The sequence below is a fragment of the Kluyvera georgiana genome (genome assembly GCF_050990895.1).
Lineage (GTDB): Bacteria > Pseudomonadota > Gammaproteobacteria > Enterobacterales > Enterobacteriaceae > Kluyvera > Kluyvera georgiana.
Genome location: NZ_CP158865.1, coordinates 217,136 through 237,173, shown reverse-complemented (window position 1 = coordinate 237,173; position 20,038 = coordinate 217,136). Strand labels below are relative to the sequence as shown.

At 54.4% G+C, this 20,038-nt stretch carries 17 protein-coding genes; 7 read left to right on the top strand and 10 right to left on the bottom strand.

Annotated features, from left to right (window positions below; genetic code table 11):
• Positions 1-35: 35 nt before the first annotated feature.
• On the bottom strand, positions 36-746 hold the full coding sequence (locus ABTW00_RS01145; RefSeq protein WP_064541137.1) for a DUF3053 domain-containing protein: 711 nt from the start codon (positions 744-746) through the stop codon (positions 36-38).
• 417 nt (positions 747-1,163) lie between these two features.
• Here ABTW00_RS01145 and ABTW00_RS01140 point away from each other — a divergent pair, with 417 nt between their 5' ends.
• Positions 1,164-2,537, top strand: a complete 1,374-nt coding sequence (locus ABTW00_RS01140; protein ID WP_433638293.1) for an MFS transporter — start codon at positions 1,164-1,166, stop codon at positions 2,535-2,537.
• 341 nt (positions 2,538-2,878) lie between these two features.
• A complete protein-coding gene (cspE, locus tag ABTW00_RS01135; protein WP_035893107.1) occupies positions 2,879-3,091 on the top strand; it encodes a transcription antiterminator/RNA stability regulator CspE in 213 nt (70 codons plus the stop codon).
• 53 nt (positions 3,092-3,144) lie between these two features.
• On the opposite strand, the gene ABTW00_RS01130 is transcribed toward cspE, so the two are convergent.
• The 5 genes from ABTW00_RS01130 to ABTW00_RS01110 form a co-directional block, all read right to left on the bottom strand.
• On the bottom strand, positions 3,145-4,764 hold the full coding sequence (locus ABTW00_RS01130; RefSeq protein ID WP_433638290.1) for an ABC-F family ATP-binding cassette domain-containing protein: 1,620 nt from the start codon (positions 4,762-4,764) through the stop codon (positions 3,145-3,147).
• Between the two features lie 302 nt (positions 4,765-5,066).
• Positions 5,067-5,219 carry a type I toxin-antitoxin system toxin HokA gene (gene hokA / locus ABTW00_RS01125; RefSeq protein ID WP_122983161.1) on the bottom strand — a complete coding sequence of 51 codons (153 nt, stop codon included), beginning with the start codon at positions 5,217-5,219 and terminating at the stop codon, positions 5,067-5,069.
• Positions 5,220-5,546: 327 nt separating this feature from the next.
• Entirely contained in the window at positions 5,547-7,616 is a 2,070-nt protein-coding gene (glyS, locus tag ABTW00_RS01120; RefSeq protein WP_064541128.1) for a glycine--tRNA ligase subunit beta, read from the bottom strand.
• 9 nt (positions 7,617-7,625) lie between these two features.
• On the bottom strand, positions 7,626-8,537 hold the full coding sequence (gene glyQ, locus ABTW00_RS01115) for a glycine--tRNA ligase subunit alpha (RefSeq protein ID WP_004106786.1): 912 nt from the start codon (positions 8,535-8,537) through the stop codon (positions 7,626-7,628).
• 138 nt (positions 8,538-8,675) lie between these two features.
• Positions 8,676-8,981: a YsaB family lipoprotein gene (locus ABTW00_RS01110; RefSeq protein ID WP_064541125.1), complete on the bottom strand. Its 306-nt coding sequence runs from the start codon at positions 8,979-8,981 to the stop codon at positions 8,676-8,678.
• A gap of 169 nt (positions 8,982-9,150) precedes the next feature.
• Between ABTW00_RS01110 and ABTW00_RS01105 the strand changes: the two genes are divergently transcribed.
• Positions 9,151-10,146 (top strand): acyltransferase, encoded by a 996-nt coding sequence (locus tag ABTW00_RS01105; RefSeq protein WP_433638285.1) that lies wholly within the window; start codon positions 9,151-9,153, stop codon positions 10,144-10,146.
• Here ABTW00_RS01105 and ABTW00_RS01100 read toward each other — a convergent pair.
• The 3 genes from ABTW00_RS01100 to xylA all read right to left on the bottom strand — a co-directional run bounded on the left by ABTW00_RS01100 (position 10,139) and on the right by xylA (position 13,477).
• Positions 10,139-10,474: a YiaA/YiaB family inner membrane protein gene (locus ABTW00_RS01100; protein WP_065357198.1), complete on the bottom strand. Its 336-nt coding sequence runs from the start codon at positions 10,472-10,474 to the stop codon at positions 10,139-10,141. The two genes, ABTW00_RS01105 and ABTW00_RS01100, sit on opposite strands and share 8 nt — an antisense overlap.
• Before the next feature lie 152 nt (positions 10,475-10,626).
• Entirely contained in the window at positions 10,627-12,081 is a 1,455-nt protein-coding gene (gene xylB / locus ABTW00_RS01095) for a xylulokinase (RefSeq protein ID WP_433638282.1), read from the bottom strand.
• 73 nt (positions 12,082-12,154) lie between these two features.
• Complete coding sequence (gene xylA, locus ABTW00_RS01090; RefSeq protein WP_064541113.1) at positions 12,155-13,477, bottom strand: xylose isomerase; 1,323 nt, start codon at positions 13,475-13,477, stop codon at positions 12,155-12,157.
• 359 nt (positions 13,478-13,836) lie between these two features.
• Here xylA and xylF point away from each other — a divergent pair, with 359 nt between their 5' ends.
• The 4 genes from xylF (at position 13,837) to xylR (ending at position 18,868) form a co-directional block, all read left to right on the top strand.
• Positions 13,837-14,829: a D-xylose ABC transporter substrate-binding protein gene (xylF, locus tag ABTW00_RS01085; protein WP_065357200.1), complete on the top strand. Its 993-nt coding sequence runs from the start codon at positions 13,837-13,839 to the stop codon at positions 14,827-14,829.
• 83 nt (positions 14,830-14,912) lie between these two features.
• Positions 14,913-16,454, top strand: a complete 1,542-nt coding sequence (locus ABTW00_RS01080) for a xylose ABC transporter ATP-binding protein (RefSeq protein WP_065357201.1) — start codon at positions 14,913-14,915, stop codon at positions 16,452-16,454.
• Complete coding sequence (gene xylH / locus ABTW00_RS01075) at positions 16,432-17,613, top strand: xylose ABC transporter permease XylH (RefSeq protein WP_433638278.1); 1,182 nt, start codon at positions 16,432-16,434, stop codon at positions 17,611-17,613. The genes ABTW00_RS01080 and xylH overlap by 23 nt, the downstream gene beginning before the upstream one ends.
• Before the next feature lie 70 nt (positions 17,614-17,683).
• Positions 17,684-18,868 carry a D-xylose utilization transcriptional activator XylR gene (gene xylR / locus ABTW00_RS01070; RefSeq protein WP_271446707.1) on the top strand — a complete coding sequence of 395 codons (1,185 nt, stop codon included), beginning with the start codon at positions 17,684-17,686 and terminating at the stop codon, positions 18,866-18,868.
• 56 nt (positions 18,869-18,924) lie between these two features.
• Here xylR and ABTW00_RS01065 read toward each other — a convergent pair whose 3' ends face one another.
• Complete coding sequence (locus ABTW00_RS01065) at positions 18,925-19,746, bottom strand: protein bax (RefSeq protein ID WP_433638276.1); 822 nt, start codon at positions 19,744-19,746, stop codon at positions 18,925-18,927.
• Positions 19,747-20,038 lie beyond the last annotated feature (292 nt).

Sequence of the window (20,038 nt, the reverse complement as noted above, 5' to 3'; positions counted from 1 at the left end):
GACACAGCCCGGCGGGTGCCGGGCTGTCATTATGCTTATTTCGTGGCGTTTACTGCTGCCGTCCATGCCTGGCTAAAGGCCTGGTGCTGCGCGGCTAGCGGGCCAATCAGCGCGTTATACTGGCTTGCCTGCTGTGACGTCGGGAACTGAATACCGTTCGCCACAAAACTCACCTGCGTACCTTGCTGAGCAACAAAGTCGCCAACCTGCACCAGCTGCTGGGTGAAGACCTGCGCGGCAGGGATCAGCGGCTCCAGCGCTTGCGACGGGGCGGTAACCACTTTGCTATAGACCTGATCGAAGACCGGCTTCAGATCGTCCGCCTGCTTCAGCGCAGCGTGTGCGGCATCGGCCTGCATTTTGGCGTTTTGCAGCTGCTGGCTCAGTACGCCCAGCGAACCATTTGCCTGACGCAGCGGCTCGCGCTGGGTCATGTAATCCTGCGGTACGCGAATAGCGTTCACGCTGTCAACAACCGGGCGCAGACCCGCGTCCATCGCCTGACTTACCTGCTGTGAATAGCCATAAATGACGGCGTAGTCGGACACAAACGGACCGAATTGTTTTTTCTGGTCAGCGGTCAGCGTTGGCAGGCGTTCACCGCCACGCATTACTGTATTCTGCAGGAAATCGACGAATGCTTTACGCTGATCGCCTTCCTTATCAAAACACCCACTCAGGCTAACAACCATCAACAACGCCGCAACAGGCGCAAACCAGCGAGAGCAGGACTTTCCTGTCGCCATTTTCTTACTCCTTCAGCCAAAAAAAGCGCAAACCGGCACACGCGTGCCTAACGGTGACAAGGATAGTCCAGAGCCGCGTCGCAAGATACCTTTTTCATACGTTCCCCCGCCGTTCTGTAGAAATGTTAACAACCTGTTGCATCCATCACATTTATGACAATGAAATCAGATAAGAGAAAGCACTCTAATATAATGATATTAAATCATTTTTTGTTAAATCAGCGTTTCCTCGAGAGCATAGGGAACGATAATCGCACACTTCCGCCGGGCGGTACGTTGTGGGAAGGCCGGGTAAGTGATTTGATTAAATGAACGATTAACGACAATACGTTCGATAATCGCCCAAACACCTCATTACCCGTGAGAGAGACAAGAGGATAAACCCGCTCTCTGACAACGCTTAGCAGGAATTACCGCATGACAACACAGACAACAACGGATATTCAGGCTTTTATCAACCGCCATCCTTTCTCAAAGTATCAGTGGATGATTCTGGTGCTGTGCTTTGTGACCGTCGCCATGGATGGGTTTGATACCGCCATTATCGGCTTTATTGCCTCTGACCTGGTACAAGAATGGGGCGTGCAGAAGTCCGATCTCGGCCCCGTGATGAGTGCCGCGCTGGTTGGTCTCGCCGTGGGCGCATTAACCGCAGGCCCAATGGCTGACCGTATCGGCCGTAAAAAAGTGCTGGTCCTGTCCATTCTGGTTTTTGGCGGCTTCAGTTTGATTACCGCGTTCGCCACCTCGCTGACGCAGCTGACCATCCTGCGTTTCTTAACCGGCCTGGGGCTGGGGGCGGCAATGCCTAACGCCGCGACGCTGATGAGCGAATACGCACCCGAACGCCGTCGCGCGCTGCTGGTGAACCTGATGTTCGTCGGTTTCCCGATTGGCTCCTCAATGGGCGGCTTTATCTCCGCATGGTTGATCCCACACTATGGCTGGCAGAGCGTGCTGATTCTCGGTGGCATGATGCCGCTGGCGCTGGCCGTAGCGCTTATTTTCCTGCTGCCGGAGTCCGCGCGTTATCTGGCGGTAAAAAATCAGCCTCAACAGCAGATTGCCCGCATTTTGCGCCGCATCGCGCCGCTGCCTGACAACACGTACTTTGTGTTACAGGAGGTCGGCCAGGTGAAAGAGCAGTCCGCGCTGGGCGTGATTTTCTCCCCACGCTACCTCGTAGGCACCATCATGCTGTGTCTGACCTACTTCATGGGGCTGCTGATTTTCTATCTGCTGACCAGCTGGCTGCCGCTGCTGATCCGCGAAACCGGCGCGACCCTGAGTCAGGCTTCGGTCATTACCGCTCTGTTCCCGCTGGGTGGCGGTATTGGCGTGCTGGTACTGGGCGCGCTGATGGACAAAATTAACCCCAATAAGGTGGTGGCAGTAGGGTATCTGCTGACCGGCGTTTTTGTCTGCCTGGTGGGTTTCTCAACCAGCAGCCTGGTCCTGATGGGCGTGATGGTGTTTATCGCTGGCACCATCATGAACGGCGCGCAGTCGTCAATGCCCGCGCTTGCCGCCGGGTTCTACCCAACGCAGGGGCGCGCTACCGGCGTCGCCTGGATGCTGGGGCTGGGTCGCTTCGGGGGGATTCTTGGCGCCTTCAGCGGCGCATTCCTGATGCAGGCCGAGCTGTCCTTTAAAACCATTTTCGCCCTGCTGGCTATCCCGGCGGTGCTGTCCGCGATTGCGCTGATGATCAAACACGTAGCCAGTAAACATCAGCAGAATCAAGGTGCCAGCGGCCCGGCATCGCTGCCGAAGTCGGCGCAAAAAGCCTAATTCTTGCCCCGGCAGCCAGCCTGCCGGGGTCTCATGACGTTTTTTTACAAACGCTCATATAAGCCTAAGTCTACCTATTTATCAGTATATTAGCGTGAACTCGATCGCCGAACATTCCCGGTCCGTTGAAAAATATGGGCAGATAACGTTTGCTTTTGAGGTCTGAAGTATGCGTTAATGCCTCCACGGTTTGACATACAGACCACAAAGCAGTTGAGTAAAGCAGTTCCCTTCAAGGTTATCCATTGGTACCCCTCGTAGCGACATTTCCTTTACGCTTTAAATTCTGTAAAGCATGCCATATCGCCGTAAGGCTCAATTAATTTCTAAAGGTAATTTCTATGTCCGGTAAAATGACTGGTATCGTAAAATGGTTCAACGCTGACAAAGGTTTCGGCTTCATCACTCCTGACGATGGTTCTAAAGACGTGTTCGTACACTTCTCTGCTATCCAGAACGATGGCTACAAATCCCTGGACGAAGGTCAGAAAGTTTCCTTCACCATCGAAAACGGCGCTAAAGGCCCGGCAGCTGGCAACGTAACTTCTCTGTAAGTTCACGCCGCTAAGAATTATAAATCCCTGCCTTATGGCGGGGATTTTTTTATTTATAACGTCGTAAAAACCCAGCCGCTCTCTTGCCACGTCAGGCTGTGTGTCAGCCGCAACCCCTGTAAAAACGCTTCATCGTGCGACGCCACAATCATCGCGCCGGGAAACCCCGCTAACGCCGCCTCAATCGCCTGCACCGATGCCAGATCGAGATGGTTGGTGGGCTCATCCAACAGCAAAAGCTGCGTCGATGCCCGACGCCACAACACACAAGCCAGCGCCGCCTTTAAGCGTTCGCCGCCGCTCAGCGTCGCCAGCGGCAGATTAACCTTATCTGCGCCCAGTTGAAGCTGTGCCAGCCGGGTCCGCAGCGCGCCCTCCTCTAATGGCGTCTCCCCCGCCCGCAGATGGGCCATAACCGACAAAGAGAGATCCAGTTGAGTAAGATGTTGATCCAGCCAGGCGGCGTTGACCGATAGCTGATAACACCCGCTCAGCGGTGACGCCAGCCCCATCAGCGTTTTCAGCAACGTCGTTTTTCCACAACCGTTGGGGCCACGAAGCGCCACACGCATCGGGCCGTCCAGCCGCCAGTTGAGAGGCGGAGTCGACGAATGAGCCAACTGCATCGACTCCAGCACCAACACCTGCTTGCTCGCCGCCACCTGACTTCCAGGTAGGGTAAACATGACCGGGGCGTCGTCTTCCACACGCTCTCGCGCCTGTGTCACCGCATCATTAAGCGCCACATGTTGCTGCCGATGCTGATTGAGCAACGTGCCTGGCCTTTCGCGTGCCGCGCCTTTGTACTTTACGCGTTCAAAAGAAGCGATATTCAGGCTATCTACGGTACGCAGGGTTTTCGCCGAACGCCGCTGGCAATCATCATGCTCCTTTTGCAAACGCGCCCGAACGCGACGCCGTTCGGTCCGGGCATGATCCAGCGCCGCACTCGCCGCCGCCTGTTCAGTATCACGCTGTTGCTGATAATCCGCATAGTTGCCGCCGTAGCTGCGTAGGGCCGAAGCCGTCAACTCAAGGATACGCGGCATTCGTGCCAGCAGTTCGCGATCGTGACTGGCGATAAGCGCACCGCCTCGCCACTCATCAAGCTGGCGGTAAAACCACTCGCGCCCGGAGCGATCGAGGTGGTTGGTCGGTTCATCGAGGAGTAAAGAGTCCGCCCCCGAGGTAAACGCCGCACAAAGCAGCGCTTTCACCCGTTCGCCGCCGCTGAGCGAAATCGCAGGACGCATCGGGTCAAAGCCGCCCAGCCCCGCCGCCTGAAACGCGGTGTTCAGGCGGTCGGACAGATCCCAATAGCCATCGAGTAGCTCAACATCTTCGGCCTGCCCGTTGCCGCTCGCCATACGCTGCAACGCGGCAAAGTGCATGTCATAGCCGAGCAGCGTAGACAGCGTCGTCTCAGCGGTTATGACATGTTGCTGCGCCACATATGCCCATGAAGAGAGCGACTCAATATGTCCCTCAGAAGGGAGTTCTTTACCCGCCAGCAGGCGCAGTAAACGGGTTTTACCCACGCCGTTACGCCCGACCAAGCCGCACCGCGACCGCTCCAGCGACAGATTCAGCGGGCCAAAAAGAGTATCGCCCGTCGCTAACTGACAGGTGACTTGATGCAAAATAAAAGAAGGGGATTGCGCACAATGGGCCATAAGCACTCCTGAGTGAAATCAATAACCCCCCTGCCCGCAGCATGTGCCCGGCAAGGATTCGAATTCAGCAGGTGTGTTTGTCCATTTTCAGTGTGCCTCAGTGAGACGAGGGATTCGTCGCGGCAAAGGATAAACGTATTGCCCGGTGGATTTCAAGACTATTTTTTACTCAGCATGCGACGCCGAAAGAAAAAAGCCTCCCGCATGCAGGAGGCTTTTATATTATTTAGCTCAATCTAATCGGGTACATTGAGAATGCATCACACCGTCAGAATGGCGGGGATAATCCCCGCCATAAGCCCTTACTGTTTAATATCGCAGGCTAAAGATGCCGCTAATTCAGTATGGCCTTGCTTAATATGCAATTCACATAATGAATCACGAACCATCCAGGTAAATAATAGAATAGTGAGACATATCACTATTAAACTATACAACATAGATTTTTGCGGCATCCATCGCCTCCTGTGTTGATTTTCAACAAGTAAGAGGCTACCCTTATGGTGTCTATGCATAGAGGCGGCCTCATTCTGATTTAGAGTCAGGTGGGGCTTTTCTCTGTTTGCCTTTCGATGAATACCTGAGACAAACAGTCTCAAGCACCCACCGGTATTTTACCTTAAAATAAGCGCTGACTTATTTTTATGTATTCCTAAAATATTTCCCATTTATCAATGTAATAATATTTAATATAGACCAGACCATTATTAATGGTTCACGCAATAAAACAGCAGATATAAAAAAACCTGCCGTCTGGCAGGTTTTTATTTAACGCTTTCGTGTTACTGGAGCAGCGAAATATCCGCTACCTGCAGGAACAATTCGCGCAGTTTGGAGAGCAACGTCAGACGGTTGATACGCACGTCTTTGTCGTCGGCGTTGACCATCACGTTCTCGAAGAAGGTGTCTACCGGCTCACGCAATGACGCCAGTTCAATCAACGCTTCCTGATAGCGACCTTCGGCAAAATACGGCTGAAGCTTGTCGCGCAGCACCACCAGGTGGCCCGCCAGCTTAATTTCCGCCGCATCTTTCAGTACGGAGGCGTGAACGATATCGTTCAGCGTCTCGTCAGATTTCGCCAGAATGTTCGATACGCGCTTGTTGGCCGCAGCCAGCGCAGAAGACTCTTCCAGAGTACGGAAGTGAGACACCGCCTTCATACGCGCATCAAAGTCTGCCGGACGAGTCGGACGACGCGCCAGCACGGCCTGAATGGTGTCAACGCTATAGCCTTCATCCTGATACCAGGCGCGGAAACGACCGAGCATAAAGTCGATAACCTCATCGACGACTTTCGCGTTGGTCAGCTTGTCACCATACAGACGTACCGCTTCTTCGGTGAGGGTCTGCAGATCCAGATTGAGGTTCTTCTCAACGATAATACGCAGCACGCCCAGCGCGGCACGACGCAGCGCAAACGGGTCTTTGTCGCCTTTCGGATGCTGGCCGATACCGAAGATACCCGCGAGGGTGTCCATCTTATCGGCGATCGCCAGCGCGCAGGCTACCGGGTTAGACGGCAGATCATCACCGGCAAAGCGCGGCTGATACTGCTCGTTAAGCGCCACCGCCACATCTTCCGCTTCGCCATCGTGACGCGCGTAGTGCATGCCCATCACGCCCTGAGTATCGGTGAACTCGAAGACCATGTTGGTCATCAGGTCACACTTAGACAGCAGGCCCGCACGGGTAGCGTGGTTCACATCAGCACCAATCTGGCCGGCAATCCAACCCGCCAGCGCCTGAATGCGGTCAGTCTTGTCGCGCAGGGTACCCAGCTGTTGCTGGAACAGCACGGTTTGCAGACGCGGCAGATTATCTTCCAGACGCTTTTTACGGTCGGTATTAAAGAAGAATTCGGCATCCGCCAGACGCGGACGAACGACCTTCTCGTTACCGGAGATAATCTGGGTCGGATCTTTCGATTCGATGTTCGCGACGAAGATGAAGTTTGGCAGCAGCTTGCCCGCGTTGTCGTAAACCGGGAAGTACTTCTGGTCGCCCTTCATGGTGTACACCAGCGCTTCCGCCGGTACCGCGAGGAATTTCTCTTCAAACTTCGCCGTCAGCACCACCGGCCATTCCACCAGCGAGGTGACTTCTTCCAGCAGGCTTTCACTCAGGTCAGCAACACCGCCAATCTTACGAGCCGCTTCTTCGGCGTCCGCTTTGATTTTAGCTTTACGCGCTTCGTAGTCAGCCATCACCATGCCGCGCTCCAGCAGAATCTGCGGATACTGGTCAGCATTGTCGATAGTGAACTCAGGCTCACCCATAAAGCGGTGACCGCGAATGATGCGGTCAGACTGAATGCCCAGAATGGTAGCCGGAACGACTTTATCGCCCAGCAGCAGAGTCACGGTGTGCACTGGACGCACGAAGTGCACATCGTTAGCACCCCAGCGCATCAGTTTCGGAATCGGCAGCTTAGCCAGCGAGGTGGCAATCATGTTCGGCAGCAGCGCTTCGGTGCTTTCACCTTTAACGTGTGCGCGATACAGCAGCCATTCGCCTTTGTCGGTGGTCAGACGCTCGGCCTGATCGACGGTGATACCGCAGCCGCGCGCCCAACCTTCAGCCGCTTTGCTCGGTTTACCTTCCGCGTCGAACGCCTGGGCAATCGCCGGGCCACGCTTTTCGACTTCGCGATCCGCCTGTGCGGCCGCCAGATTTGCCACTTTCAGCGCCAGACGGCGCGGGGCAGCAAACCATTCAACTTTACCGTGCGCGAGGCCCGCGTTATCCAGCTCTGCGGTTACATTTGCCGCAAAAGATTCCGCCAGGTTGCGCAGCGCTTTCGGTGGCAGCTCTTCAGTGCCGATTTCCACCAGAAAAGTATTCTCAGACATGGCCGCCTCTTATTTATTCTTGTTGCACATCGGGAAGCCAAGGGCTTCACGGGAAGCGTAGTAAGCTTCTGCCACTGCTTTGGTCAGGGTGCGAATGCGCAGGATATAGCGCTGACGCTCGGTGACGGAGATGGCTTTACGCGCATCCAGCAGGTTAAAGCTATGGGCAGCCTTAAGAATACGCTCGTAGGCAGGCAGCGGCAGCGGGTTTTCCAGCGCCAGCAGCTGCTGGGCTTCTTTCTCATACTGCTCAAAGCAGGAGAACAGGAAGTCGACGTCGGCGTATTCGAAGTTATAGGTGGATTGCTCCACTTCGTTCTGATGGAACACGTCGCCGTAGGTGGTTTTACCCAGCGGGCCGTCGCTCCATACCAGATCGTAAACGCTGTCTACGCCCTGAATGTACATGGCCAGACGCTCCAGACCGTAGGTGATTTCACCGGTCACCGGCTTACACTCCAGGCCGCCGACCTGCTGGAAGTAGGTGAACTGCGTCACTTCCATGCCGTTCAGCCACACTTCCCAACCCAGACCCCAGGCCCCCAGCGTCGGGTTTTCCCAGTTGTCTTCCACGAAACGAATATCGTGAATGGTCGGATCCATACCCAGCTCTTTCAGAGACCCAAGGTACAGCTCCTGAATATTTTCCGGAGACGGCTTAATCACCACCTGGAACTGGTAGTAGTGCTGTAAACGGTTCGGGTTTTCGCCATAACGGCCATCGGTGGGACGGCGGGACGGCTGCACGTAGGCAGTTGCCATCGGTTCTGGCCCCAACGCACGCAGGCAGGTCATGGGGTGAGAGGTGCCCGCGCCAACTTCCATGTCCAGTGGTTGAACAATGGTGCAGCCCTGACGAGCCCAGTAATCCTGTAAGGTCAGGATCAGGCCCTGGAAGGTCCTGGTATCAAACTTTTGCATATGATTTCGTGCTGGATACGTGTGGATTTAAAGGAAGGAGTCAGTATACCCGCTGGCTGCGAGATATACAGTATGAAACGGGGTTGTTTAGGGAAAATTGGGAAAAACAGGCCGGATTTTGCTGCTACCGGGCCTGTTTTAACGCATTGAGAGGTGTAAAAAGCCGCCGTCCGCGTCGAATGAACAGACAAAACTCTCATTACGTGACGTATAGCCACGCAGCTCGTAGCTGCCCTGGAAACGTTCAAATCCGGTTACGTCTATCTTCTGCACTGCCGTATTATAACGTGCCGCCGCATTGTCTTTGCAGAGCTGCTCCATGCTCAACGAGCGCGCAGGATTCATTTTTGCGCTTTGCGTTTTTTGCACCACCGGCTGTTCAGCCGACGAGCATCCAGCCAGCAGAATTAACACCAGCAAGGGAGAGAGAGACTTCATCATCATTATTTATCTTACCGGGCTGTTATTTTAGGCTGTACCCTTTCACACTTCGCATTGTGCGAATCTCACCACAGCTCCACAAGCACAGAGTGCAAAACTCAGAATTATCCAGTGAAATAGCGCCCACGGCAGCGTGGTCTGAATACATTTATAGCGGAGATTAGGGTATCTGATGCAAGAAAAAATTAGCTGGATTGATAACTTACGCGGTATTGCCTGCCTGATGGTAGTGATGATCCATACCACAACCTGGTTTGTGACCCACCCGCACGACATCAGCCCGCTCAGTTGGGATCTGGCGAATGTTCTGAACTCTGCATCGCGCGTTAGCGTACCGCTGTTTTTTATGATCTCCGGCTACCTGTTTTTTGGCCCTCGCAGCGCGCAGCCGCGTCATTTCCTGCGCATTGCGCTATGCCTGCTGTTCTACAGCGCTCTCGCGCTACTCTTCATTGCCGCCTTTACCCATATCAATCTGGAGACGTCGCTGAAGAACCTGCTGCAAAAGCCAGTTTTCTACCATCTGTGGTTTTTCTTCGCCATCATGGTGATTTATCTGGTTTCACCGTTAATTGAGGTCAAGGCCGTCAGCGGCAAAATGCTGTTAGCGCTGATGGTGGTCATCGGTATTGTTGCTAACCCAAACACACCGCCACTCAAAACCGACGGCGCAACCTGGCTGCCGGTGAACCTGTACATCAATGGAGATACCTTTTACTACGTACTTTACGGCCTGCTTGGCCGGGCATTGGGCACGATGGCGACGGACCGCAGGGGGCTGACGTGGATCTGCGGGTTAGTGTTTGTCGCTGGCGTCAGCATTATTTCGCGCGGCACGCTGCATGAGTTGCAATGGCGCGGTAACTTTGGCGACACCTGGTACGTCTACTGTGGTCCCATGGTTTTTCTCTGTGCGACATCGCTATTCATCGTGATTAAAAACACGCTCAATCAACGCGTTCTGCCGGGATTAGGCTTCATTTCTCGCCATTCTCTGGGTATCTATGGGTTTCACGCCTTTATCATTTACCTTCTGCGCAGCTGGAATATCGATCTCAAAAACTGGCCCGCGCTGGATATCCTGTGGGTCTTCGCGATAACCCTTGCGGGCAGCCTCCTGCTCTCAATCGCACTCCAGCGCGTGGATAAGCGTAAGCTGGTCAGCTAGCGTACTCTCGCTGCGGCCACAGCGCCGCCCCGTACATACAGGCAAACCATGCCGCGACGACGATACCTTTCTGGGGCAACGCCAGCGGCATATTCCATACCCCCACCAGCAGCAGTCCGGACGCCAGCAATAAAACCAGACGGCATAACTGAGCAAATTGTATCTTCGCAGGCTGTCGGTAAGCCACGATCGTGAATATTCCCAGTACCAACATCGCCAGAAAATAGGCTTTATCTTCCAGCTGCGAGCAACCAGACCAGATGCTCATCAAATAGAGCGCGATGCCGACAATAAAGACCACACGCGGTGATTTAACGATAGTTCCCATAACGTACCTCTCTTACTGACAACGTCGTCATTATCGCTCACGATGATTTCTTAACATTGGGGCAACACAATAAAAGCGGCAGTTTCGGAATACATAAAGACAAGACAGAGGGGAAAATGCCCGCTCCTCAACGGAGCGGGGTGTGAAGCTTATCAGGACATTAATGGCTGCAGATGTTGATAAATCTGGCGGAACGTCTCGCGCTGCGGCGCATAATGCGCAACGCGCTCTGCATCCGGCCGATGCTCCTGCTCCAGCGCCAGCTGCGGCAACAGGTCAGCATAAGGACGATCGTTATGGATAGCCAGTTGCGCCAGACGTGCTGCGCCCAGCGCCGGACCGACGTCACCACCCGTGCGGTAATCCAGTTGCTTACCGCAAATATCCGCCAGCATCTGCCGCCAGTAGGCGCTGCGCGCGCCGCCGCCGATAAGGGTAATGCTTTTCGGTTCCACGCCGCAGGCGTGCACCACGTCCATACCGTCAGCCAGCGCAAAGCCTACGCCCTCCAGCACCGCACGTGCCAGCTCGGCCGGGCCATGTTGGTGGGTTAACCCAAAGAACACGCCCTTTGCCTGCGGATTATTGTGCGGCGTACGCTCCCCGGAGAGATACGGTAGGAACCACACCGGCCCCGCGTTAACATCGGCCTTCTCCGCCGCGGCAATCAGCGCGGGAACCGTCCCCAGACCGGTTAACTTCGCCGCCCAGTCAAGACAGGATGCCGCACTCAGCATCACCGACATCAGATGCCAGCGCCCCGGCAGCGCATGGCAGAAACTGTGTACCGCGCTTTCCGGTTTACTGAGGAAACCTTCGCTTACGGCGAAGTAAACTCCTGAAGTGCCTAAGGAAAGCATCGCCTGGCCCGCATCCGCCATGCCGACGCCCACGGCTCCTGCTGCATTATCACCACCGCCGGCCACTACCGGCACAGCAGGCATATCCCACGCGCTGGCGACTGACGCCAGCAAGTGTCCGGTTACGCCGCAGCCTTCAAACAGGGCGGGCATGTTATCGCGGGTCAACTGGCAAGCCGCGAGCATCTCATCGCTCCAGTCGCGTTTCGCCACGTCCATCCACATCGTACCTGCCGCATCCGACATATCGCTGGCGAAATCGCCGGTCATACGCAGACGCAGATAATCTTTCGGCAGCAGCACTTTATCGACCTGACGGAAAACCTCCGCTTCGTGGCGCTGAACCCACAGCAGCTTCGGCGCGGTGAAACCAGGCATCATCAGGTTGCCGGTAATGTTACGTGAGGCTTTAACCTGCGCTTCCAGCAGTTGGCACTCCTGCGCGCAACGACCATCGTTCCACAAAATTGCCGGTCGCAATACGCGCTGTTGCTTATCCAGCAGCGTGGCGCCGTGCATCTGCCCGGCAATCCCCAGGGCTTTCACCCCGCGCAGGCTATGCTGTTGCCCAAGCCCCTTCATCGCACGATCCGTCGCCTGCCACCAGTGCTCAGGATCCTGCTCGGACCACAGTGGATGCGGACGGGAAACCGTCAGTTTTTCCGTTTGCGAGGCCAGCACGGTGCCCTGCTCATCAAGTAGAATGGCCTTAACGCCAGACGTGCCTAGATCTATGCCGATATACATCGCAACTGCTCCTTTAGGTGGTACGATGCCCGGAAGCTTACGCCCCGGGCATGGTGTACGGCAAAAACCGAGATTACTTGTCGAACAGGTAGTGATTGACCAGCCCTTCCAGCAGCTCCTGATGCCCGCTCTGGTGCTGTGGCGCCAGCTGATTCTGCTCAGCATATTTCGCCAGATCCTGCAGCGACATCTGGCCTTTAAGAATCTGCTGACCCAGCTCGCCGTTCCAGCCGGCATAGCGTTTCGCAACGCGTTTATCCAGCTCGCCGCCTTCAATCATGCGTGCCGCGACTTTCAGCGACAGCGCCATGGTATCCATCGCGCCAATATGGCCATAGAACAGGTCATATTTGTCGGTGCTCTGGCGACGGACTTTGGCGTCAAAGTTCAGGCCGCCGGTGGTAAACCCACCCGCTTTCAAAATTTCATACATCACCAGCGCGTTTTCTTCCACGCTGTTCGGGAACTGGTCGGTATCCCAACCCAGCTGCGCATCGCCGCGGTTCGCGTCAACCGAACCAAACAGGCCCAGCGCGATGGCGGTGGCGATTTCGTGATGGAACGAGTGGCCCGCCAGCGTCGCATGGTTCGCTTCGATATTCAGCTTGATCTCTTTCTCCAGACCGAACTGTTTCAGGAAGCCATACACGGTTGACGCATCGTAATCGTACTGGTGTTTGGTCGGTTCCTGCGGTTTTGGCTCAATCAACAGCGTACCCTGGAAGCCGATTTTGTGTTTGTGCTCAACAACCATCTGCATAAAGCGGCCAATCTGCTCGCGCTCCTGACGCAGATCGGTATTCAGCAGGGTTTCATAACCTTCACGGCCGCCCCACAGCACGTAGTTTTCGCCGCCCAGTTTATGGGTTGCGTTCATCGCGGTGAACACCTGCGTCGCCGCCCAGCTAAACACTTCCGGATCCGGGTTCGTCGCCGCACCTGCGCCGTAGCGCGGGTTGGTAAAGCAGTTCGCGGTGCCCCACAGCAGCTTCACGCCGCTCTGCTGCTGTTTCTCCGCCAGCACATCAACCATCTGAGCAAAGTTGTTCAGGTATTCTTTCAGGCTAGCGCCTTCCGGGGAGACGTCTACGTCATGGAAGCAGTAGTAAGGTACGTTCAGCTTGTGGAAGAATTCAAAAGCGACATCGGCTTTGCGTTTTGCAAGCTCGATGGCTTCACCTGGCTGCTGCCATGGACGATTAAAGGAGCCGACCCCGAACATGTCCGCGCCGTTCCAGCAGAAGGTATGCCAGTAGCAGGCGGCGAAGCGCAGGTGATCTTCCATACGTTTGCCCAGCACCAGTTCGTCCGGGTTGTAGTGGCGGAACGCCAGCGGGTTTTCGGTTTTTGGGCCTTCGAAACGAACGCGATCCAGTTGGTCGAAATATGCTTGCATAATGAACTCCATAATCTGACAGGCGGCGAGGAATAATTCGTTTGGTCATAGTGAATTCTGAATGGCGGCCGCTCAATTACGTTATTTCACACTGCTATTAAGAGAATCCACAAATGTGCGCTAGCTCGCAAAATAAAATGGAATCAACCTCATTTTATGTACGCAAATTTTTCAGTCTCTATTTTGAAAATCAGATCGCGGTCATAAATCAGCAATTAAACGAAATATCGTAATAGGAAGATAAAAATCTGTAATTGCCAGCCGCCGCCTGCATGTTAAAAAATTGCTGCGAGTTAAGTCATCTCCGTTTCTTTTATCGCCAATCTCATCACCTTATCCCTACAAAAGGCATTACGATTATGAAGATAAAGAACCTTTGCCTCACTCTCTGCGCCTCACTGCTCCTCACCAGCATGGCGAGCAGCGCCAAAGAAGTTAAAATCGGTATGGCCATTGATGACCTACGCCTCGAACGCTGGCAAAAAGACCGCGATATTTTTGTTAATAAAGCCGAACAGCTTGGCGCACAGGTTTTTGTGCAGTCAGCCAACGGCAATGAAGAAACGCAAATGTCGCAGATCGAAAATATGATCAACCGTGGCGTAGACGTCCTTGTCATTATTCCTTATAACGGCCAGGTACTTAGCAACGTCATTAAAGAAGCGAAACAGGAAGGCATTAAAGTATTAGCTTATGATCGCATGATAAATAATGCTGATATTGATTTTTATATTTCCTTCGATAACGAAAAAGTCGGCGAAATGCAGGCACAGAGCCTGGTCAACCAGGTTCCTCAGGGGAATTATTTCCTGATGGGCGGCTCGCCGGTTGATAATAATGCCAAGCTGTTCCGCGCCGGTCAGATGAAAGTCTTAAAACCGTACATTGATGATGGCAAAATTAAAGTCGTCGGCGATCAATGGGTTGACGGTTGGTTGCCGGAAAACGCGCTCAAGATTATGGAAAATGCCCTCACCGCCAATAACAACAAAATTGACGCGGTTGTCGCGTCTAACGACGCGACGGCAGGCGGTGCCATTCAGGCGTTAAGCGCGCAAGGCCTGGCGGGCAAGGTGGCTATTTCCGGCCAGGACGCTGACCTGGCGGGGGTGAAACGAATCCTCAATGGCACCCAAACAATGACCGTGTATAAACCGATTACCCTGCTGGCAAACAGCGCCGCTGAAATTGCCGTCGAGTTAGGTAATGGCCAGCAGCCAAAATCGGATGCCACGCTCAATAACGGGCTGAAAGATGTTCCATCGCGCCTGTTAACCCCTATCGAAGTCAATAAAACCAACATTGACGATACCGTTGTGAAAGATGGTTTTCATAAGAAGAGTGAACTCTGAATAGTATGCCCCGGCCATCAGGCCGGGGCAGCGTAGCCACCGGGTATATCCGGTAGCCAGGCTTACGTGGAGCACAAGTACTTATGTCATATTTACTTGAAATGAAGAACATTACCAAAACCTTCGGGGTGGTTAAGGCTATCGATAATGTCAGCCTGAGATTAAACCCAGGCGAAGTTGTTTCGCTGTGTGGCGAAAACGGCTCCGGCAAATCGACCTTAATGAAGGTGCTTTGCGGTATTTATCCGCATGGTAGCTATGACGGAGAAATTATTTTTGCCGGCGAAACGCTACAGCCGACACACATTCGCGACACCGAACGTAAAGGTATTGCTATTATTCACCAGGAGCTGGCGCTGGTTAAACATTTGACCGTGCTGGAAAATATTTTTCTTGGTGCGGAAATCAGCCGCCATGGCGTGCTCGATTACGACACCATGACCCTGCGCTGCGAAAAGCTGCTGACTCAGGTCAATCTCGCGATTTCGCCCGATACCCGCGTCGGTGATTTGGGTCTTGGACAGCAGCAGCTGGTTGAAATTGCCAAAGCGCTCAATAAACAGGTGCGCCTGCTGATCCTCGATGAACCCACCGCATCGCTGACCGAGCAGGAGACCGCCGTCCTGCTGGATATCATCCGCGACCTACAAAACCACGGCATCGCCTGTATCTATATTTCGCACAAGCTGAATGAAGTCAAAGCCATATCCGACACGATCTGCGTGATCCGCGACGGTCAGCATATCGGCACCCGCGACGCCAGCAACATGACGGAAGATGACATCATCACCATGATGGTTGGCCGCGAGCTGACGGCGCTCTACCCCAGCGAACCGCATACCGCAGGCGAGGAGATCCTGCGCGTCGAACACCTGACCGCATGGCATCCGGTTAATCGTCATATCAAACGCGTTAACGACATTTCCTTCAGTCTCAAACGTGGCGAGATTCTCGGCATTGCCGGATTGGTCGGCGCAGGCCGTACTGAGGCGGTACAGTGTCTGTTTGGCGTCTGGCGAGGCCGCTGGGAGGGACGTGTTTTTATCGACGGTAAACAGGTCGATATCCGTAACTGCCAGCAGGCGATAGGCCACGGCATTGCGATGGTGCCAGAGGACCGCAAAAAAGACGGCATCGTGCCGGTCATGGCGGTAGGCAAGAATATCACGCTGGCTGCGCTCAACGACTTCAGCGGAACATTGAGCAGCCTCGACGATGCCAAAGAACAGCAGTGCATCCTGCAATCGATACAACGGCTGAAGGTGAAAACCTCTTCGCCGGATCTGGCCATCGGGCGGCTGAGTGGCGGCAACCAGCAGAAGGCGATACTGGCCCGCTGTCTGCTGCTCAACCCGCGCATCCTGATTCTTGATGAACCCACTCGCGGTATCGACATCGGCGCGAAATATGAAATCTACAAGCTTATCAATCAATTGGTGCAGCAAGGCATTGCCGTCATCGTTATCTCGTCGGAGCTACCAGAAGTGCTGGGGCTCAGCGACCGGGTGCTGGTCATGCACGAAGGGAAACTCAAAGCTAACCTGGTGAACCATAACCTGACTCAGGAAAATGTGATGGAAGCCGCCTTAAGGAGCGAACGCCATGTCGAAAAACAATCCGTCTGAAATGAAACTGGCAGCCCCAGCGACATCCCCGGCGCTGCGGCTAAAATCCCTGAACTTACAGGTTTTCGTCATGATCGCGGCCATTATTGTGATCATGCTGTTTTTCACCTGGACCACCGACGGCGCTTACCTGAGCGCACGTAACGTCTCCAACCTCCTGCGCCAGACCGCCATTACCGGCATTCTGGCCGTGGGTATGGTGTTTGTGATTATCTCGGCTGAGATAGACCTTTCCGTCGGCTCGATGATGGGCCTGTTGGGGGGAGCGGCGGCGATTTTCGACGTCTGGCTCGGCTGGCCGCTACCGATCACCATTATCGTGACGCTGGCGATGGGGCTGGTACTTGGCGCATGGAACGGATGGTGGGTGGCCTATCGTAAGGTGCCGTCGTTTATCGTCACCCTCGCCGGGATGCTGGCATTTCGCGGCATTTTGATTGGCATCACCAACGGTACCACCGTGTCGCCTACCAGCGCAGCGATGTCGCAAATAGGTCAGAGCTATCTGCCGGACGGCATCGGTTTTACCTTTGGCGCCGTGGGGCTGATGGCATTCATCGCCTGGCAATGGCGTGGCAGAGTCCGCCGCCAGTCGATGGGGCTGTCAACGCCTGCCTCCACCGGCGTAGTGGGTCGTCAGGCCCTGACGGCAGTGATCGTGCTGGGGGCTATCTGGCTGTTGAATGATTATCGCGGCGTTCCGACGCCGGTGCTGCTGCTTACGCTGCTGCTGCTCGGTGGCATGTTTATGGCTACCCGTACCGCCTTTGGCCGCCGTATCTACGCTATCGGCGGCAACATTGAAGCCGCTCGTCTCTCCGGTATTAACGTTGAGCGTAACAAACTGGCGGTATTCGCCATTAATGGTCTGATGGTGGCAATTGCCGGGCTGATCCTGAGCTCACGTCTCGGGGCCGGTTCACCGTCGGCAGGGAACATCGCCGAGCTGGATGCCATCGCAGCCTGCGTGATCGGCGGGACCAGCCTCGCTGGCGGCGTGGGCAGCGTTGCCGGTGCGGTCATGGGGGCATTTATTATGGCGTCCCTCGACAACGGAATGAGCATGATGGACGTCCCCACTTTCTGGCAATATATCGTGAAAGGTGCGATTTTATTGCTTGCCGTATGGATGGACTCAGCGACCAAACGGCGTGCGTAATTGCCTGTCCGTGGTGTTGCCGAATCAGTAATCGGCAACACCTCTCATGATTCGCGAGGAACCCTGAACCATGTTTGGAAAACGTCACCGCGTGACGCTGTTATTCAACGCCAACAAAGCCTTTGACCGTCAGGTGGTTGAAGGTGTCGGCGAATATTTGCAGGCGTCGCAGTCAGAGTGGGATATCTTCATTGAAGAAGATTTCCGCGCACGAATCGAAAATATCAAAGAGTGGCTGGGTGACGGCGTTATCGCCGACTATGACGACCCTACTATTGAAGCGCTGCTCACCGATGTAGACGTCCCCATCGTTGGCGTTGGCGGCTCCTATCACCGCCAGGAGCAGTACCCGCCCGTTCACTACATCGCGACCGACAACTACGCGCTGGTAGAAAGCGCATTTTTGCATCTTAAAGAAAAAGGCGTCCACCGTTTCGCCTTCTACGGTCTACCCACCGCCAGCGGTAAGCGCTGGGCCGAGGAGCGTGAATACGCTTTCAGCCAGATTGTCGCCAAAGAAAAATACCGCGGCGTCATCTATCAGGGCCAGGAAACCGCGCCGGAGAACTGGCAGCATGCACAAAATCGTTTGGCCGATTGGCTGCAAACCCTGCCGCCGCAAACCGGCATTATTGCCGTCACCGATGCCCGCGCCCGTCATATTCTGCAGGCTTGCGAACATCTGCATATTCCGGTGCCAGAAAAGCTGTGCGTCATCGGTATTGATAACGAAGAATTAACCCGCTACCTCTCCCGCGTGGCGCTCTCGTCAGTGGCACAGGGGGCAAGGCAGATGGGATACCAGGCAGCCAAGCTGATGCAGCGCCTGCTCGATAACGAGGTTCTGCCGCTCCAGCGGGTGCTGGTGCCGCCGATGCGGGTGATGGAACGACGTTCAACCGACTACCGTTCCCTAAACGACCCGGCCGTCATTCAGGCCATGCACTACATTCGCAATAACGCCTGCAAGGGAATTAAGGTTGAACAGGTGCTGGACGCCGTCGGCATCTCACGATCGAATCTGGAGAAGCGCTTTAAAGAGGAAGTGGGTGAGACCATTCACGCCGTGATCCACAGCGAGAAGCTGGAAAAGGCGCGCAGCCTGCTGGTTTCGACATCGCTGTCGATTAACGAGATTTCGCAGATGTGCGGCTATCCGTCGCTACAGTATTTCTATTCGGTATTCAAAAAAGAGTACGACACCACGCCTAAAGAGTATCGCGAGCAGCACAGCGAGGCGCTGATTCAAGCCTGACCCCCGCCCACAAAAAAGGCCTTCCGATGGAAGGCCTTTTTGATATTCAGCAGCGATTACATATGTGCCGCAATCAGACGCTGGTTATCCTGATACATCGCGAACAGATAGTCGTTATAGCTCGAACCTTTGGTCGAATACCCTTTCAGCTTATGGATCATCGCGGTTGCGGTGACTTCCTGATCCGTTTTACGCAGCTGAGCGCGCGACTTACGGAACGAGGCATAGGCCGGATGCGTATTCAGGTTGGTTGCATACGCCTGCACCGACTCTTTTACGGAGCCGAACTTGGTGTAGCCGTTGACGGAACCTGCGCCATTTTTACAGCCTCTGCCGCACTTCATGCCGAACAGGTTGTTATTTGCGCGGGCCAGCTTAGACGTACCCCAGCCGCTTTCGGCTGCGGCCATCGTAGCCACCATGCTGCCCGGGATAATATCGACGCGCTCAAGCAGCGAATTCCACGGCACCTTACGGGTGTTGCCGTTCCAGCTGACTTTGTAGCGTGCGGCGATATCTTTCAGGCGCGCACGTTCAGACGGCGACCAACGGCCTTCGTACTGCTTGGAAATCAACCAGTTACGATCCGCCGTGATGGCAGTATTTTGACTTGTGATATAAGGCATTACCGTCCGGAGAAACGCTCTTTTCCTTGGGGTTCCGGAAGGGTATTTTCGCAAATCAGGAAGTGAACTACTCTTTACACTATTGCGAGAATACTCTTGTTTACTGCTGGCCTTATTAAAACTTGTCTTTGTTACCGAGGCTTTCTGATGCTTTGTTACCGTGTGTGTTTTTGCGAACACCCCACCTGAAAATGTGCAGATGAGTAACATTAGTATCGCGGCCCCATATCGTCGAATGGGAGTCGATATCATTAGGTCTCCTGGTCGGATGCAATCATTCCAACGCCTTCTTATTTCATAAAATTGAGAGCTGAATCTCAAATTATAACAAAAATAGCCCTTCAACGCACGCTTAAGAAATAGTCCGATTCCGAAACGAGCAAACGGACGCGATTCAGCATAGGACAAATTGCGCAGACAAAATGCCGGGCATATCTCATTTTAGCTCATTTTTTGAGCTCCATCACTCAGCCCTTTTCCTCCTCCTTCGCGAAGGAGGAGTACAGTGGGGTAACCTGCTGGCACACTGGGAAAAACACGTTCT